At 65.7% G+C, this 16794-nt stretch carries 16 protein-coding genes; 5 read left to right on the top strand and 11 right to left on the bottom strand.

Annotated features, from left to right (window positions below; all coding sequences use genetic code 11):
* Positions 1 to 47 precede the first annotated feature (47 nt).
* The 9 genes from AC3A3W_RS09370 to AC3A3W_RS09330 form a co-directional block, all read right to left on the bottom strand.
* Positions 48 to 1370: an ABC transporter permease gene (locus AC3A3W_RS09370; RefSeq protein WP_487442190.1), complete on the bottom strand. Its 1323-nt coding sequence runs from the start codon at positions 1368 to 1370 to the stop codon at positions 48 to 50.
* Positions 1367 to 2719, bottom strand: coding sequence for an ABC transporter permease (locus AC3A3W_RS09365; RefSeq protein ID WP_487442189.1), 1353 nt, complete (start codon positions 2717 to 2719; stop codon positions 1367 to 1369). The genes AC3A3W_RS09370 and AC3A3W_RS09365 overlap by 4 nt, the downstream gene beginning before the upstream one ends.
* Positions 2712 to 4307 carry an ABC transporter ATP-binding protein gene (locus tag AC3A3W_RS09360; RefSeq protein ID WP_487442188.1) on the bottom strand — a complete coding sequence of 532 codons (1596 nt, stop codon included), beginning with the start codon at positions 4305 to 4307 and terminating at the stop codon, positions 2712 to 2714. Before AC3A3W_RS09360 ends, AC3A3W_RS09365 begins: the two co-directional genes overlap by 8 nt.
* Before the next feature lie 166 nt (positions 4308 to 4473).
* A complete protein-coding gene (locus tag AC3A3W_RS09355) occupies positions 4474 to 5580 on the bottom strand; it encodes a BMP family lipoprotein (protein WP_487442186.1) in 1107 nt (368 codons plus the stop codon).
* A 314-nt stretch (positions 5581 to 5894) separates the two neighbouring features.
* Positions 5895 to 6923 (bottom strand): NADP-dependent oxidoreductase, encoded by a 1029-nt coding sequence (locus tag AC3A3W_RS09350; RefSeq protein WP_487442184.1) that lies wholly within the window; start codon positions 6921 to 6923, stop codon positions 5895 to 5897.
* On the bottom strand, positions 6920 to 7351 hold the full coding sequence (locus AC3A3W_RS09345) for an organic hydroperoxide resistance protein (protein ID WP_487442182.1): 432 nt from the start codon (positions 7349 to 7351) through the stop codon (positions 6920 to 6922). Before AC3A3W_RS09345 ends, AC3A3W_RS09350 begins: the two co-directional genes overlap by 4 nt.
* Positions 7352 to 7388: 37 nt before the next feature.
* On the bottom strand, positions 7389 to 7823 hold the full coding sequence (locus AC3A3W_RS09340; protein WP_487442180.1) for a MarR family winged helix-turn-helix transcriptional regulator: 435 nt from the start codon (positions 7821 to 7823) through the stop codon (positions 7389 to 7391).
* 153 nt (positions 7824 to 7976) lie between these two features.
* Complete coding sequence (locus AC3A3W_RS09335; RefSeq protein ID WP_487442178.1) at positions 7977 to 9197, bottom strand: amidohydrolase; 1221 nt, start codon at positions 9195 to 9197, stop codon at positions 7977 to 7979.
* A gap of 89 nt (positions 9198 to 9286) precedes the next feature.
* Entirely contained in the window at positions 9287 to 10420 is a 1134-nt protein-coding gene (locus tag AC3A3W_RS09330; protein ID WP_205654225.1) for a mannose-1-phosphate guanylyltransferase, read from the bottom strand.
* A 258-nt stretch (positions 10421 to 10678) separates the two neighbouring features.
* Here AC3A3W_RS09330 and sdhC point away from each other — a divergent pair, with 258 nt between their 5' ends.
* The 5 genes from sdhC (at position 10679) to AC3A3W_RS09305 (ending at position 15125) form a co-directional block, all read left to right on the top strand.
* Positions 10679 to 11059 carry a succinate dehydrogenase, cytochrome b556 subunit gene (sdhC, locus tag AC3A3W_RS09325; protein WP_082178227.1) on the top strand — a complete coding sequence of 127 codons (381 nt, stop codon included), beginning with the start codon at positions 10679 to 10681 and terminating at the stop codon, positions 11057 to 11059.
* A 3-nt stretch (positions 11060 to 11062) separates the two neighbouring features.
* On the top strand, positions 11063 to 11563 hold the full coding sequence (locus AC3A3W_RS09320; protein WP_487442177.1) for a succinate dehydrogenase hydrophobic membrane anchor subunit: 501 nt from the start codon (positions 11063 to 11065) through the stop codon (positions 11561 to 11563).
* Positions 11564 to 11665: 102 nt separating this feature from the next.
* Positions 11666 to 13465, top strand: coding sequence for a succinate dehydrogenase flavoprotein subunit (sdhA, locus tag AC3A3W_RS09315; protein ID WP_215050415.1), 1800 nt, complete (start codon positions 11666 to 11668; stop codon positions 13463 to 13465).
* A gap of 1 nt (position 13466) precedes the next feature.
* On the top strand, positions 13467 to 14249 hold the full coding sequence (locus AC3A3W_RS09310) for a succinate dehydrogenase iron-sulfur subunit (RefSeq protein ID WP_205654223.1): 783 nt from the start codon (positions 13467 to 13469) through the stop codon (positions 14247 to 14249).
* A gap of 105 nt (positions 14250 to 14354) precedes the next feature.
* Positions 14355 to 15125 (top strand): alpha/beta hydrolase family protein, encoded by a 771-nt coding sequence (locus AC3A3W_RS09305; RefSeq protein WP_205654222.1) that lies wholly within the window; start codon positions 14355 to 14357, stop codon positions 15123 to 15125.
* Here the strand turns inward: AC3A3W_RS09305 and AC3A3W_RS09300 are convergent.
* Both AC3A3W_RS09300 and AC3A3W_RS09295 read right to left on the bottom strand, forming a co-directional pair.
* Positions 15082 to 16146: a YihY/virulence factor BrkB family protein gene (locus tag AC3A3W_RS09300; RefSeq protein WP_487442198.1), complete on the bottom strand. Its 1065-nt coding sequence runs from the start codon at positions 16144 to 16146 to the stop codon at positions 15082 to 15084. The two genes, AC3A3W_RS09305 and AC3A3W_RS09300, sit on opposite strands and share 44 nt — an antisense overlap.
* Positions 16147 to 16183: 37 nt before the next feature.
* Positions 16184 to 16792 carry a 2'-5' RNA ligase family protein gene (locus AC3A3W_RS09295; RefSeq protein WP_487442174.1) on the bottom strand — a complete coding sequence of 203 codons (609 nt, stop codon included), beginning with the start codon at positions 16790 to 16792 and terminating at the stop codon, positions 16184 to 16186.
* Positions 16793 to 16794: the final 2 nt, after the last annotated feature.

Here is a 16794-nt window from a genome sequence, read left to right as displayed (position 1 = left end):
CGTTTCGCCCCCGGCGGGGGAGCTTGACGAGACCCTGTCCACGGCTGTCAACCCTTGACGTACGGAATGCCGCTGGCGGCCGGCGGACGCGACCTGCCGACGAGCCCGGCCACTGCCAGGACGGTCACGAGGTACGGCAGCATGGCCATGAACTGGCTGGGAACCGGCGTGCCGATGATGGTCACGATGCTCTGGAGGTTGTCCGCGAAGCCGAACAGCAGGGAGGCGAAGAACGCACCGATGGGGTTCCAGCGCCCGAAGATCAGGGCGGCCAGGGCGATGAAGCCGCGCCCGCCGGAGATCTCCTCCGTGAAGCTGTCGATCGCCACCAGCGTGAAGAACGATCCGCCGATGCCGGCAATGGCGCCGCCCAGGGTGACGTTCCAGAACCGGGTGGTGTTCACCTTGATGCCCATGGTGTCGGCCGCCTGTGGGTGTTCGCCGACGGCACGGACCCGGAGGCCCCACTTCGTCTTGAACAGCCCGACCCACACCACGATGACGGCGATGTACATGAGGTAGCCCACCACGGACTGTTTGAAGAGGATGGGACCTATCACCGGGATGCTGGACAGCACCGGGATGTCGATGATGGGCAGCTGGTCCGGCGAGTTGAACGCCGCCTTATCCGCCTGCATCACGGTGTTGAACAGGAATCCGGTCAGGCCGGAGACCAGCACGTTCAGGACCACGCCGACGATGATCTGGTTGACGAGGTACTTGATGCTGAACAGTGCCAGCACCATGGAGACGACGGCACCCGCCACGGCAGCGGCCAGCAGCCCGATGAACGGGTTCTTGGTCATGGAGGCGACCAGTGCCGCGGTGAAGGCTCCGCCGAGCAGCTGGCCCTCGATGGCGATGTTCACCACGCCCACCCGCTCACACAGCACGCCGGAGAGTGAACCGAACACGAGCGGCACGGCCAGCGTCACCGAACCGGCGATGAGGCCGGCGAGGGAGATGCTCGGGGTGCGGGCACCGCCCACCACCCAGATGAGGAAGGCGGCCACGAAGAGGACGGTGAACGTGACAGGCACCCAGCGCGGCGCGGCCTGGTCCCTCGTCTTGAGATACAGCGCATATCCCGCCAGGCCAAGCATCAGGATCGAGAGGACGATGCCGCCCAGGAAGGCAGGCACTTCGAGGGCAGGCAGCTGGAAGAAGTCTCCGCTGGAGGACAGCCCAAAGCCTGCCGTCTGGTTGGGCCCCATGAGGCCAAAGAAGATGAAGGCCACAATGCCCAGCGCGGTCAGGAGGACGGGGGTCTTCCAGGTAACGGGCTTCGCCGATGTTGCCTGCCGGCTCTCTTCCGACTGCTGCGGGGTTCCCGGCTTTCCCGGAAGGGGCGATGTTGATGTTGTGCTCATGCTGCACCTCCGGTGGTTGCTGCCGCCTTGGACTTGCCGGCGGTGGCCCGCTTCCTGCGCCGCGGATTAAGCCCGAAGACCGCCCGCACCAGCGGCGGGGCCGCGATGAAGAGCACGATCAGCGACTGGACCACCAGCACAATGTCGATCGGGGTTCCGGTCTGGATCTGCATCTGGACCGCTCCGGCGCGGAAGGCGCCAAACAGGAGGCCGGCGGCGAAGGTCCCCCACGGCGTCGAGCGTCCCAGCAGGGCAACGGTGATGGCGTCAAAACCGTAGGTGGCGGCGACGCCGTCGGTGAGCACCTTTTCCGTGCCCGCAACCTGGGCCACCCCGGACAGCCCGGCGAGGGCACCGGCGAGTGCCATGACCAGAATGGTGGACCGGGAGACGTTGATGCCAGCGGTCTGCGCTGCCTTGGGGTTGGCGCCGACGGCGCGGAACTCAAAGCCCACCGTGGAACGGTTGAGGAGCCACCACACGAACACTGTGGCGGCAATGGCCAGGAGGAATCCGAGGTGGAGCCGGTACTGGCTGCCGAAAATCTGCGGGTACGCCGCGTTGGCGTCGAGGACCGGGGAGATCGGGTTGGTCTCCCCCGGCCGCTGGAACGCCGGCGTGTTCAGGAGATACCGGAGCAGGTACAGCGCAATGTAGTTGAACATGATGGTGAGGATGACCTCGTGGGCCCCTGTCCGGGCCTTGAGGTAACCCACCAGGCCGCCCCAGATGGCGCCGCCGATGATTCCGGCCACAAGGACCAGCAGCAGGTGCAGGCCCAAGGGCAGATGGAGGGCGAAACCGGCCCACGCGGCCAGGATGCCGGCCATGATGATCTGGCCCTGCGCGCCGATGTTGAACAGCCCGGCCCGGAAGGCCAGGGCGACGCCAAGGCCCGCGGTGATGAGCGGCGTGGCGATGGTCAGCGTTTCCATGAGGGGGGCAAGCTGCCCGGCGATGCCTGCGCCGCGCGGGTTGAAGACGGACCCCTGGAACAGCGCCACGTACGAGCGGGTAGCGGCACTCCAGACCGCCGACAGGAAATCCGTGGGGCGGGCCAGCAGGTACGTTGACGTGGTCCCGACCTGCTTGTCCGTGAGCGCGATCAGCACGCCGCCGAGAATCAGGGCGAGCAGCACGGCCAGGACGGACACCATGCCGCTGCCGGTGAAGATCCTGCGCACAAGGCTTTCGGGGCCGCCCGGGATCTTGCCGCTCTGGGCCGTGGCCGGAACCGCTGAGGGTTCCATGGCTCCGCCTGCGGTGTCCAGCAACACCACCGCGGCAGTTTCCTCGTCCGCGGGTTTCGGCACGTGATGCTTATCGTGGTGCGGGTTCTGGTCAGTCATGGTCGCCTCCTTCGGCGTGGGAGGTGGACGTCGGTTCCTGCTCGCGGTGGCGGGCAGGGCGGTGGTGGACGGTGTCCGCATGCGCCTCGTCGGGGGAAAGCCCTGCCATCATGAGGCCCAGGACGTCGCGCCCGGTTCCGGCCGGCACGATGCCCACGAGCTTGCCCTTGTAGATCACGGCAATGCGGTCGGCGAGTTCCATGACCTCATCCAGTTCCGTGGAGACGATCATGACCGGTGTGCCTGTATCCCGCTCCGCCACGATGCGGCGGTGCAGGAACTCGATGGAGCCGACATCCACGCCGCGCGTGGGCTGGGAGGCGATGAACAGCCGCAGCGGCCGCGAGAGCTCCCTGGCCATCACCACCTTCTGCTGGTTGCCGCCGGAGAGCGTTCCGGCGGCGGCAGCGGCGGACGGGGTGCGGACGTCGAATTCGCCGATCCGGGAGTTGGCGTTCTCCATGACCTTGGCCGGGCTCATGCCAATGCCCTTGGCGAAAGGAGCCTTGTCGTAGAGGTCAAGCACCAGGTTTTCAGCCACCGAGAACGTCCCCACCAGCCCGTCCACCTTGCGGTCTTCCGGCACGAAGCCGACGCCGGCATGCAGGACCTCCTTGACGCTGCGGCCCAGGAGTTCCTTTCCGTCGAGCAGGATGGAGCCGCTGACGCGCTCCTGCAAGCCCAGGATCGCCTCCGTAAGCTCCGTCTGGCCGTTGCCCTGGACGCCCGCGACGGCGAGGATTTCGCCGCGCGCGATGCTGAAGCTGATGCCGTCCACGGTGTGGTGGCCGTTCGGCGCAATCACGGTAAGGTCCTTGACCTCGAACGTGGTTTCCTGCGGCTGGGCCGGGGCCTTGTCCAGCGTGAGGCTGACGGCGCGGCCCACCATCATCGAGGCCAGTTCGGTGGTCGAGGCGCCGGGATCGGCGCTCCCCACCACCTTGCCGCGCCGGATGACGGTGATGATGTCCGAGACGGCCTTCACTTCCCGCAGCTTGTGCGAGATGAACACGATGGACGTGCCGCTGCTTTTGAGCTGGCGCATGATGTCCAGCAGTTCGTCGGTCTCCTGGGGCGTCAGCACCGCCGTCGGCTCATCCAGGATGAGCACCTTCGCGTCGCGTACGAGCGCCTTGATGATCTCGACGCGCTGCTGGACTCCCACCGGGAGGTCCTCCACGAGGGCGTCGGGATCGACGTCGAAACCGTAGCGGTCCGAGATCTCCTGGATCTTGCGGCGGGTGTCATCCAGGTTCAGGAAGCCGCCCGCCTTGGTGGACTCGGCGCCGAGCGCCACGTTCTCCGCCACAGTGAACACCGGCACCAGCATGAAGTGCTGGTGCACCATGCCGATGCCCGCAGCCATGGCATCCCCGGGGCCGCGGAAGCTCACTGGCTTGTCATCGATGAGGATTTCGCCGTCGCTGGGCTCGTACAGCCCATACAGGACATTCATGAGCGTGGACTTGCCGGCCCCGTTTTCGCCCAGCAGACAATGGATCTGTCCGGGTTCAACAACCACGTCTATGTGATCATTGGCGAGCAGGGAGCCGAAGCTTTTGGTGATCCCCTTGAGTTCAAGTTTCAAAACTCTAACCAATCTCGTTGCGTCCGGAACTGCTGGCCGGACGGGATATGTGGCTGCAGCACCAGCCTAGTGCCTGCAGTCATGGGTGAGCCTGAAGCGCCCAACGAAAAGCGCCACCTCCCGTTCAGTCAATGACCATCCGGGCGGTGGCGCTTAGCGGAGGAAGTTACGCCTTGGGGCTGGCTGCGGACTCAACCTTCAGCTTGCCGTCGATGATGTCCTTCTTGATCTGGTCCAGCTCCGTCTTGACGTCGGCCGGAACAGCCGAATCAAGATCGTGGAAGGGGGCCAGGCCGACGCCTTCGTTGGCGAGCGTGCCGATGTACGGCTCGTTGCTGAACTTGCCGTCCTTGTCTTCCTTGACCACCGTCTCAACGGCCGTGCCCATCTGCTTCATGACGGAGGACAGCATGATGTCCTTGTAGTCGGGGGCGGTGAGGAAGCCGTCGGAGTCAACCCAGATGAGCTTGACGTCCTTGCCTGCGGCCTTGGCGTCCTTGAGCGCCGCACCGGCGCCCTTGCCCACGGGGCCGGCAACGGGCATGACCACGTCAGCACCCTGGTCCAGGAAGTTCTGGGTCAGCTGCTTGCCCTTGTCCTGTTTTTCGAAGTCGCCGGTGAAGCTGCCGTCCTGCTTGGCCTTGTCCCAGCCGAGGAGCTTGACGCTCTTGCCCTTCTTCTCGTTGTAGTACTTCACGCCGTCGGCGTAGCCGTCCATGAAGATGGTGACGGTGGGGATCTTGACGCCGCCGAAGGTTGCTACCGTGTCGGTCTTCGTGGAGGCGGCGGCCAGGTAGCCGGCCATGAAGGCAGCCTGCGCCGTGTCGTAGATGATGGGCTTGACGTTGGCGATCGGCTTCGGGTAGCCGAAGTCGATGATGGCGAAGTGGCTGTCCGGGTTGGCCTCGGCATGCTTCTTCGTGGCGTCACCGAGGAGGAAGCCGACCGTCACGGTGAGGTCGCAGCCCGCGGACACCATGGCCCGCAGGTTCGGTTCGTAGTCGTTGTTGGTCTTGGACTCGATCTGGTTGACCTTGATGCCCAGGTCCTTCTCAGCCTTCTTGAGGCCCTCGTAGGAGGACTGGTTGAACGACTGGTCATCGAATCCGCCGGAGTCGGACACGATGCAGCCGGAGTAGTCGCTGGCGGTGGCGGTCGGGCTGCCCGCTTCGGGTGCAGGGCCGCAACCGGTCAGCAGCAAGGCCGCTGCACTGACGGAAGCCGCGCCGGCGAACGAACCGCGCTTGACGTTTGCACGCACTGAGTTCTTCAAATTTCCTCCAGGAAGAAAGAGACATAGGCGCCACGACGGAGAGTCAATGAGTGTCCGTTTCTAATGCTCCACACTGAAATTCTGTTTTCACTGATGGTTTCGCAGCACTGCGCCGAAGCGCACTTATGAAGCCACTGTAGTGGCCTGCGCCACGTCCGAATAACACATACTTCGCGGAAACTGAAGATTGTTGAGAACTTGTTACCTACGAGTAGGCCGGTCTAATGCAGCCCCGCGCACGCAAAGCGCGAACGGACACTTGGGGCCCCGGGCGGAGGGCCTCAAGTGTCCGTTCGCGCTGGTGGGTCGCCCGGTCAGAGGCGGACGAGCATCTTTCCGGTGTTCCCGCCGTCGAGCAGATCCATGAACGCCGCGGGTGCGTTCTCGAGGCCTTCCACCACCGTCTCGTCATAGCTGACGGTGCCGTCGGCCAGCCATCCGGCCATCCGCTCCGCGAACTCCGCCGCATGCTGCCGCTGGCCGCTGACGAGGAAGCCCCGGAGCGTCAGCTGCTTGCCGATGGCCAAGGCAAGGTTGCGCGGAGCGGCAGGCGGTTCCGTTGCGTTGTACTGCGCGATGGCACCGCACATCGCAACCCGGCCGCCGACGTTGAGGACGGACAGCGCCGCTTCGAGGTGGTCGCCGCCCACGTTGTCGAAGTACACATCGATCCCCTGCTCGCCGGCGGCGGCTTTGAGCTGGTCCCGGACAGGCGCGTCGCGGTAATTGAAGGCGGCATCAAAACCGAGTTCCAGGAGCCTGGCCACTTTTTCCGGCGACCCGGCGCTGCCGATCACCCGGGAAGCGCCCATGGCCTTGGCGATCTGCCCTACCAGTGAACCCACGGCCCCGGCAGCGCCGGAAACGAACACGGCGTCGCCGGCCTTGAACTCGGCCACTTTCAGCAGGCCGGCGTACGCCGTCAGGCCTGTCATGCCGAGGGCACCCAGGAATGCGGAGACCGGGGCCAGGTCGGTGCGGGCGGGAGTCGTTGCGCCGGCGTCCACCACGGCATATTCGCGCCAGCCGAGTTGATGTACGACGGCGTCCCCCACCTTGCGGTTGTCGGCCCGGGACGCGATCACCTCACCCACCGCCCCGCCATCGAGCGCTTTATCCAGCGCAAAGGGCGCTGAATAGGACTTGACGTCGTTCATGCGGCCGCGCATGTAAGGGTCCACGGAGATGAACTGGTTGCGGACCAGCACCTGGCCGTCCTGGAGTTCGGGCAGCGGAGTTTCGGCCAGCCGGAAGTTCTCCGGCGCCGGGCGGCCCACGGGGCGCGAGGCCAGCTGGATTTCGCGGGTTGCTGCGGGCAGGGCCGTGTCCTGGCTGGCGCTCATGCCGCAAACTCCACGAGGGTCAGGGCCACATCCATGTTGCCCCGGGTCACGTTCGAGTACGGGCAGATTCGGTGCGCCTTGTCCATGAGCGCCTGCGCCGTGGCGCGGTCCAGGGCGGGCAGCGCAATCTCCAGTTCCGCGGCGAGACCGTAGCCCGCACCGCCGTCGAGCGCGCCGAAGTGGATTTTCGCGGCCACCGCGGAGTCGGTAAGGTCGACCCGTTCCTTGCGGCCCACCAGGCGGAGGGCGGAGTGGAAGCAGGCCGCATAGCCGGCGGCGAAGAGCTGCTCGGGGTTGGTGCCCTGCCCGTCACCCCCGAGCTCCACGGGGCTGGCCAGGTTCAGGTCAAGCGTCCCATCCTTGGTGCGGGCAGAGCCATCGCGGCCTTCGCCGGAGGCAAGTGCCTCGGCAGTATAGAGAGTCTTCACAGCAGTTCCGTTCTGGTGGTTCGGGGTGGTCAGGGAGTCAGTGCGCGCCGTGCAGCGCGGTGGTCAGCTTGCCCAGGGTTTCGCGGAGTTGCTCCAGTTCACGCGGGGTCAGGCCCGCGGCGTCGGCCAGCCGCTGGGGAATGCGGGATGCCTTGCCGCTGAGCGCCGTGCCGGCGTCCGTGAGGTGGACTGCGACGCGGCGCTCGTCCTCGCCGGAGCGCCGCCGTTCCACGAAGCCCAGCGCCTCGAGCCGCTTGAGCAGGGGCGAGAGGGTGCCGGAATCGAGCCCCAGCTCGTCACCCAGCTCCCGCACGCCGCGCGGCTCGTTTTCCCAGAGCACCAGCATCACGAGGTATTGCGGGTAGGTCAGGCCCAGCTCGTCCAGTAACGGACGGTAGACGGCGGTGGCGGCGCGGGAGGCGGAGTAGAGCGCAAAACACACCTGGCGGTCCAGGCGGGGGGCGTCGGTCATGACGATAACGGTAGCCCACAATTCAATTGTGCACAACTTACCCGCCCAAGAAGAGCGCGAACGTACACTTGGAGCCCCGGGCGGAGGGGCTTAAGTGTCCGTTCGCGCTGGTCCGCGGGGCTTAAGTGTCCGTTCGCGCTCGGGCGGAGGGGCTTAAGTGTCCGTTCGCGCTGGGTCGAGGTCGCGGATGGTGCGGAGAGCCGCGGCGGTGAGCACCTGGATGCCGTAGCCGAGGGCGCGTTCGTCGAGGATGTAGTCGCCGCGGTGCAGGTCGTACTCTTCACCGCCCGGAGTCTTGGTGCCAAGGCGCATCATGGCGCCGGGCAGCTCGGCCAGGAACCAGGCGAAGTCCTCGCCACCCATGGACTGCGGCGTCAGGACCACGGCGCCTTCGCCGATCTCGGCCCGGGCCGCTGCCTCGATGAGGGCCGTCTCGTGCTCCGAGTTCACCACCGGGGGCACGCCACGGGTGTGTTCCAGGTGCACGTCCACGCCATAGTGTTCGGCCACCTGATGGACCACTTCGTCCAGGAGTTCACCGGCGCTGTGCCAGGCGTCGCGGTCCAGGCACCGCATGGTCCCGGACATGTAGCCGGTTCCCGGAATGGCGTTCGGCGCCGACCCGGCATTGATCTGGCCCCAGACAACCGACACGCCGCTGCGGACGTCCACGCGGCGGGAAAGCACCGCCGGAACGTTCACCGCGATCTGGGCCAGGGCGAAGACGAGGTCCTCGGTGAGGTGCGGGCGCGAGGTGTGGCCGCCGCGGCCGCTGAGTTCGATCTTGATGGTGTCCGAGGCGGAGGTGATGGCGCCGATCCGGGTGCCGATCTTGCCCACGTTGATCCGCGGGTCGCAGTGCAGCGCCAGGATGCGCGGCACGCCTTCCAGGACACCCTGCTCGATGCACGAGTGGGCGCCGCCCGGCATGGTCTCCTCCGCGGGCTGGAAGATGATCCGGACGGTGGCGCCCAGCGGCGATTCCAGGTGCATGCGGTGCAGCACCAGGGCGATGCCCAGCATGGTGGTCGTGTGGACGTCGTGCCCGCAGGCGTGGGTCACACCGTGGTTCTTGGACGCGAACGGCAGGCCCGTTTCTTCAATGATCGGCAGGGCGTCGATGTCGCCGCGCAGCGCGGTGGCGATGGGGCCCTCTCCGACGTCCACGGTGAGGCCGGTGCCGTCCAGGCGGCGCGGTTCCAGCCCTGCCTCAACCAGTCGCTCCACGAGCTTGTCCGTGGTCCGGAACTCCTTGAAGGACAGTTCGGGGTGCGCATGCAGGTCCCGGCGGAAATCGATCAGTTCCGGCAGGAGCGGCTCGAGCCACGGCCCCACCAGCGCGGTGGGCTCAGCTTCAGTAGTGTAATTGCGCACACCACAACTCTAGCGAGGGCCGTAAGAATAGCGGCATTCGCCTTCGCCGCGTTACGGAACTGCCGGTCGCGAATCCAGGCTCCCGGGGGTTACAGCACGTCGAAGTCGCCGCTGGCCTTGAGGGCGTCCACGGCCTGCTTCACCCGCTGGGAGTGCTGCTTGGTGGTGACGAGCAGCGCATCCGGAGTGTCCACGATGACCACGTCCTTGATCCCGATCAGTGCGATGACGCGCTTGGTGTCGGACACCACTACGCCGCTGGCGTTTTCGGTAAAGACGCGTGCGCCCACGCCGAGGACGGTGACCTCGTCCACTTCCCTGGCGCTGTTGAGCCGCCCCACCGAGGCGAAGTCACCGACGTCGTCCCAGCGGAAGGTTCCGGGCACGACGGCGACGTCCCCGGCTGCCGCTGCGGGCTCGGCCACCGCGTAGTCAATGGCAATTTTGGGCAGGGTAGGCCAGATCCGGGCCGTGACCTCGTCACGGTTCGGCGTGTCCCAGGCCTCGGCGATTTCCTGCAGGCCGTTATAGAGTTCCGGCTGGTTCGCTTCCAGGTGCTTGAGCATGAGGGAGACGGGCGCCACGAACATGCCGGCGTTCCAGACGTACTCGCCGCTGTCCACGTACTGCTGGGCGACTTCCTCGTCCGGCTTTTCCACGAATTCCACTACCGCCTGGGCGCTCGGCGCGCCGGGGATGTGCAGGGACGCTCCGGAGCGGATGTAGCCAAACCCGGTGGAAGGGTGCGTGGGCTTGATGCCGATGGTGACGATCTTGCCCGCCGCGGCGGTGTGGATGGCTTCCCGGACCGCGTCCTGGAAGAGGTCGTTCGGGCTGATCACCTGGTCGGCGGCAAACGAGCCCATGATGATGTCCGGGTCCCGCTGGTGCAGGATGGCTGCGGCCAGGCCGATGGCGGCGCCGGAATCCTTGGGTTCGCTTTCGAGCACGAGGTCAGCGTCCTGGACCTCGGGCAGCTGGCGGCAGACCGCCTCACGGTGGGCATTTCCGGTGACAACGAGGACCCGGTTGCCCGCCAGGGGCTCAAGCCGGTCATAGGTGGCACGCAAAAGCGTGCTCCCCGAGCCCGTGAGGTCGTGAAGGAATTTGGGAGCTGCTGCACGCGATAGAGGCCAGAGGCGGGTCCCCACCCCACCTGCAGGAATCACAGCAATGAAACGGCTGAGAGGTGAATCCTGGCGTGTCACTTTGTCTTTACTCATCACGGCCTACTTTAGCTGACGAGCCTCAAGGTGCTCCTGTGACGGGCGCACAGGGCATAAATACGGGAAACAATATGTGGCGTTCGTCTCAAAAATGGACCCAAAACCGTACAGTAGGCGGCAGCCGAGGAATGCCTAAATTGAATAAGCTGTGAGCGAAGCCTAGATTTAGGCCTGAGCTACGAGTGCTCTCACAGCAGGCGTTCCCCCCGCATGGATCCCGTGCCAGCGCCGCTGTGTTGCAGGGAGGTTTATTCAGTGCCGACGAAACCAGCTGGCACCTTGTACCGCGGCCGTGAAGGCATGTGGTCCTGGGTTGGACACCGCATTACCGGTGTTGTGATCTTTTTCTTCTTGTTGGTCCACGTGCTGGACACCTCCCTTGTGAGGGTGTCACCGGAGGCCTACACCGCTGTGATCGGTGCCTACAAGAACCCGCTGATGGCCCTGGGTGAAACGGGCCTTGTCGCAGCGATCGTATTCCACGCCTTCAACGGCCTGCGGATCATCGCCGTCGACTTCTGGAAGAAGGGCGCCAAGTACCAGCGACAGATGCTCTGGGTTGTCCTCGGCCTCTGGGTCGTCACCATGGTCGCCTTCTCCATCCGCCACCTGTCGCTCGCACTCGGAGGTCACTAAGCCATGACTGCAACACAGATCCAGTCCCCACGCAGCGGAAATGGCCGTGGACAGTCCAGCAGCGGTGACAGCGGCAGGATCGCCCCGCAGTACCGCCGCAACGGCAGCGCCCGCGGCAACTTCGAGATGCTGGCCTGGCTGTTCATGCGCCTCTCCGGCGTGGTGCTGGTTGTCCTGATCTTCGGACACCTTTTCGTCAACCTGCTCGTGGGTGAGGGTATCCACGCCATCGACTTCGGCTTCGTTGCCGGCAAGTGGGCTGACCCGTTCTGGCAGTTCTGGGACCTCGCCATGCTCTGGCTGGCCATGCTGCACGGCACCAACGGCGTCCGCACCATCATCAACGACTACGCCGAGAAGGACTCCACCCGCTTCTGGCTGAAGATGGTCCTCTACGCCGCCACCACCGTCATCATCATCCTGGGCACCCTGGTGATCTTCACCTTCAACCCGTGCCCGGTCGTTGACGGCGTCCAGCTCCCCGGCGGCTTCTGCCCCGCGTAGCGGACCGCGGCTGCCCGCCCCGTCCGGCGGGCTTCTGTTTGCGGAGCAGGCCTCAGCCCGCCCGTTGTTTTATTGCGAATTTTGAGAGAAAGAGCGTCTGGTATGCAGGTCCATAAGTACGACGTCGTCATCGTCGGTGCCGGTGGCGCCGGGATGCGCGCCGCGATCGAATCCGGTCAGCGTGCGCGAACAGCGGTACTGACCAAGCTCTACCCCACCCGCTCCCACACGGGTGCGGCCCAGGGCGGCATGTGTGCGGCCCTGGCCAATGTCGAAGAAGACAACTGGGAATGGCACACGTTCGACACCATCAAGGGCGGCGACTACCTGGTTGACCAGGACGCCGCCGAAGTCATGGCGAAGGAAGCCATCGACGCAGTGCTGGACCTCGAGAAGATGGGTCTGCCGTTCAACCGCACGCCCGAGGGCCGGATTGACCAGCGCCGCTTCGGCGGCCACACCCGCGACCACGGCAAGGCTCCGGTCCGCCGGGCCTGCTACGCAGCCGACCGCACGGGCCACATGATCCTGCAGACGCTGTACCAAAACTGTGTTAAGCACAACGTCGAGTTCTACAACGAGTACTACGTCCTGGACCTCCTCACCGTCGAGGAAGACGCAGTGCGCGAGGACGGCACGCCGTACAAGCAGAAGCGCGTTGCCGGCGTCGTGTCCTACGACCTCGCCTCCGGCGAGCTGCACGTGTTCCAGGCCAAGTCCGTGGTGTTCGCCTCCGGCGGCGCCGGCAAGGTCTTCAAGACCACGTCCAACGCCCACACCCTGACGGGCGACGGCATGGGCATCGCCTTCCGCCGCGGCATTCCGCTGGAGGACATGGAGTTCTTCCAGTTCCACCCGACCGGCCTTGCCGGGCTGGGCATCCTGCTTTCCGAGGCCGCGCGCGGCGAGGGCGCCATCCTGCGCAACTCCGAAGGTGAGCGCTTCATGGAGCGTTACGCCCCCACCATCAAGGACCTTGCCCCGCGTGACATCGTGGCGCGCTCCATGGCCAACGAAGTCCGCGAAGGCCGCGGCTGCGGCCCGAACAAGGACTACGTCCTCCTTGACCTGACGCACCTTGAGCCTGCGCACATCGACGCCAAACTGCCGGACATCACCGAGTTCGCCCGCACCTACCTCGGTGTGGAGCCCTACACGGAGCCGGTTCCCGTCTTCCCGACGGCCCACTACGCCATGGGCGGCATCCCCACGAACATCAACACCGAGGTCCTCCAGGACAACGACACCGTGGTTCCCGGCCTGTACGCCGCCGGCGAGGTGGCCTGTGTTTCGGTTCACGGCTCCAACCGCCTGGGCACCAACTCGCTGCTGGACATCAACGTGTTCGGCAAGCGCGCCGGCATCGCAGCCGCTGAATACGCCAAGACGGCCGGTTTCGTGGAACTCCCGGAGGATCCGGAGGCGTACACCCTGGAACTGCTGGACATTGCCCGCAAGGGCACCGGCGACGAAAAGGTGGCCGTGATCCGCAAGGAACTCCAGGACACCATGGACGCCAACATGCAGGTGTTCCGCACGGCTGAGACACTCAACCAGGTCCTGAAGGACATCGCCTCGTTCGAGGAGCGCTACAAGCGCATCAACGTCCAGGACAAGGGAAAGCGCTTCAACCTGGACCTGCTCGAGGCCGTGGAACTCGGCTTCCTGCTGGAACTGGCGAAGGTCATGACGGTTGCCGCCCTGCACCGCGAGGAATCCCGCGGCGGCCACTTCCGCGAGGACTTCCCGGACCGCGACGACGAAAAATTCATGAAGCACTCCATGGCGTACAAGGACGAGCACGCTCCCGCGGACGGTTCCGCGGAGAGCATTGCCGGGATTCGGCTTGCCACCAAGCCGGTTGTATTTACGCGCTACGAGCCGATGGTGAGGAAGTACTAAAATGTCCGCTGAACTTGCTGAGCCAGCCTCAAAGATTGAACTGCCCGCCGGCGTCGGCGGCGGCGGGGAAATCCCCACGTTCGACATCACCCTGCGCGTGCGCCGCTACAACCCGGAGGTTTCCGAGGAAGCCCGCTGGGATGACTTCAAGCTGACCATGTACGGCACGGACCGCGTGCTGGACGCCCTGCACAAGATCAAATGGGAAGTGGACGGCAGCGTCTCCTTCCGCCGGTCCTGCGCCCACGGTGTCTGTGGCTCCGACGCCATGCGCATCAACGGCCGCAACCGCCTTGCCTGCAAGACCCTCCTGAAGGACCTGGACACGTCCAAGCCCATCACGGTTGAACCCATCAAGGGCCTGCCGGTGGAGAAGGACCTGATCGTGGACATGGAGCCGTTCTTCCAGTCCTTCCGCGAAGTCATGCCGTTCCTGATCAACAAGGGCCACGAGCCGACCAAGGAACGCCTGCAGTCCGCCGAGGACCGTGAGCGCTTTGACGACACCACGAAGTGCATCCTGTGCGCCGCGTGCACGTCGTCCTGCCCCGTGTTCTGGACCGACGGCCAGTACTTCGGGCCGGCCGCCATCGTCAACGCGCACCGCTTCATCTTCGACTCCCGCGATGATGCCGGCGACATGCGGCTGGAAATCCTGAACGACAAGGAGGGCGTGTGGCGCTGCCGCACAACCTTCAACTGCTCCGAAGCGTGCCCGCGCGGCATCCAGGTCACGCAGGCGATCGCCGAGGTCAAGCAGGCAATTCTGTCCCGCAAGATCTAGTGTCCGGCAGCTAGCAAGGTCCACCCAGCATTGACGACGACGGCGCCTCTCACCTTCCGGTGGGGGCGCCGTCGTGGTAGATCTCCCAAACGAAAGGGGAGCGTCATGTCACGTTCCGAAAAAGTCACCTTCGCAGGCTCCACCGGCGAGATGCTCTCAGGGATCGTTGACGTGCCCGAGGGCGCCGTCAAGGGCTGGGGTGTGTTCTCGCACGGCTTCACCCTTGGCAAGGACAGCCCGGCGGCATCCCGGATCTGCAAGGCCCTGGCGGACAACGGGATCGGCATGCTCCGCTTCGACAATCTGGGCCTGGGCGATTCGGCCGGCCTGTGGTCCGAGGGGTCCTTCAGCCACAAGGTGGCCGACACCGTCCGGGCAGCCGAGTTCATGCGTGCCGAGGGCAGGGCGATTTCCCTCCTGGTGGGCCACTCGTTCGGCGGCGCCGCTGTCCTCGCCGCAGCCTCCGAGATTCCCGAACTGGACGCCGTGGCGACCGTCGCTGCCCCGTTTTCGCCGAAGCATGTGGCCCACGTCTTCGACGCCGCCCTGGATAAGATCCTCAGCGAGGGCAGCGCGGAGGTGGACCTCGGCGGCAAGCGGGTGGAGATCCGCCGGCACTTTGTCGAGGACCTGGAGAACGCCGACCTCACCGACTGCATCAAGCGGCTGCACAAGCCCCTGATGGTGCTCCACTCCCCCACCGACAACACCGTGGGCATCGAGAATGCCAGCACCATCTTTCAAACCGCCCGCCACCCGCGGAACTTCGTGTCTCTGGAAGGCAGCGACCACCTCCTCACCGGCAAAGGCCAGGCGGCCCGGGCAGCGAAGATTATCGCGGCGTGGGCCGATCAGTACCTCGACGCCGGGCGGTGATCCCCGCCGGACGGGGACGTTCGGCCGCGTGGTGCTTCTCGACGGGCGTTTTCCCGGGCTGCACCTGCCGTGGCCCCCAGCCTGTGGTTTTCGCTGCCGGAGCGGCCTTCAGGTCCTCCTCGCGGATGGCGGACCAGGCCGCGGCCACGAGATAGACCTGGCTCACCAGGCTGAACCAGATGAGCAGCCCGATGATGATGGCGAACGGGGCGAGGATGGGGTTGCGTCCGGCGCCCGCCAGCAGCTCGGTGCTGAACACCTGAAGCGCGGCCGTGCCCACGCCGGCGAGAATGGTCCCCTCCAGCAGCGCCCGGCGGGACAGCTTCAGCCCCCCGGCCAGGCGGAACATGATCACTGCGGTGACCCAGTTCAGCAGCAGGGGCACGGCGATCTTGATCAGTGCGGCCAGCCGCCCGCCCACTGCCGGATCCAGGCGGAGTTGCTCGATCACCCATCCGGCCGCCGTTCCGAAGACGAGCGAGGCTCCGGAACTGATCACGAGGGCGACACCGAGCAGCAGCAGGGTTCCGGCGTCGTGCAGCTTGAGGACCACAGGGTTGAGCTTCAGCGGGCCCAGCATCATGACGCCGCGCAGGCCTTCCCGCAGGCCCGCGATCCAGCCCAACGAGGTGACCACCGTGACGACGGCGGCGATGGCGGCAGTCCAGCCGAGGCCGTCCGGGTTCAGGAGGTCCTGGGGATCCACCAGGCCGTTACCCCCGTTGACCTTGAGCAGGCCCGGCGCGCTTTCCGCCACGCTGGCGATGATGCGGTCCAGCAGGGCGGGCTGGCCGCGGAGCACCAGACCGGCGACGGAGAATCCGGTGGTCAGCAGGCCGGTGATGGAGAAAAACATGTTGAACCCGCTGCCGGCGCTCATCAGCGGTCCGTGCTGCCGGGTGTAGTGCTGCCATGCGCGCATCGGGCGGAAGGCGTTCAGCCGGGCGAGCAGCCACTGGAGCATGGCCATGAGCTCGGGCACCGGCCCTTTGCCCGAGCGGCGCGTCTTGCCCCACTCCACCTTCTTGCGGATGACCTCGAGCTTCAGGCGTTCCCGCTCAGTGGGAAGCGGTGGCTCCTCCGGCGTCTGCGGCTCGGAGCGGCTCCCGTTCGTCGTCAGGTTCGGTACCAAAGTCAAGCTCTTCCCGTAGCTGCCAAATACCGTCTGTATCGTGCTCGTAGAGTCCCATGCTAACCACAGGGAAGGTCGCCCTGTAGTCCTTGAGTACCGTTTCGGCCTCGTCCAGGCTTTCCGGGGCCACGTCATGCGCGACGGTCACGTGGGGGTGGTAGGCAAAGGGCAGCTCACGCTTCAAAGGCCCGGTCTGCAGTTTTTCGTGCAGCTCGACGCACTCCTCGAACCCCTCTTCCACGTTGATGAAGACCACCGGGGACACCGGCCGGAACGAGCCCGTGCCGGCGATCGTGACCATGAAGGGCGTCTGCGTGCGCGCCACTTCACGGACGTGTTCCCGCGCGGCCTCCCAGTCCTGGGTGGGCGTGGTGGTGACGAGGGTAATGTGCGCCGGAATGACCGTGGCCATGGGGTCCCCGAAGGAGGCCCGCCACCGCTGCAGTTCCTCGGCGATTCCAGGCGGAAAGCCCAGAATGACCCCAAGGCTCATCGCGGAGCTGGCTTCGCTGGTGGCAGGCTTCCGAGCGGGCATCG

Source organism: Arthrobacter sp. Soil_N43 (assembly GCF_057655195.1).
The sequence above is the reverse complement of the archived record's forward strand: the minus strand, read 5'-3'. Positions and strand labels throughout refer to the sequence as shown.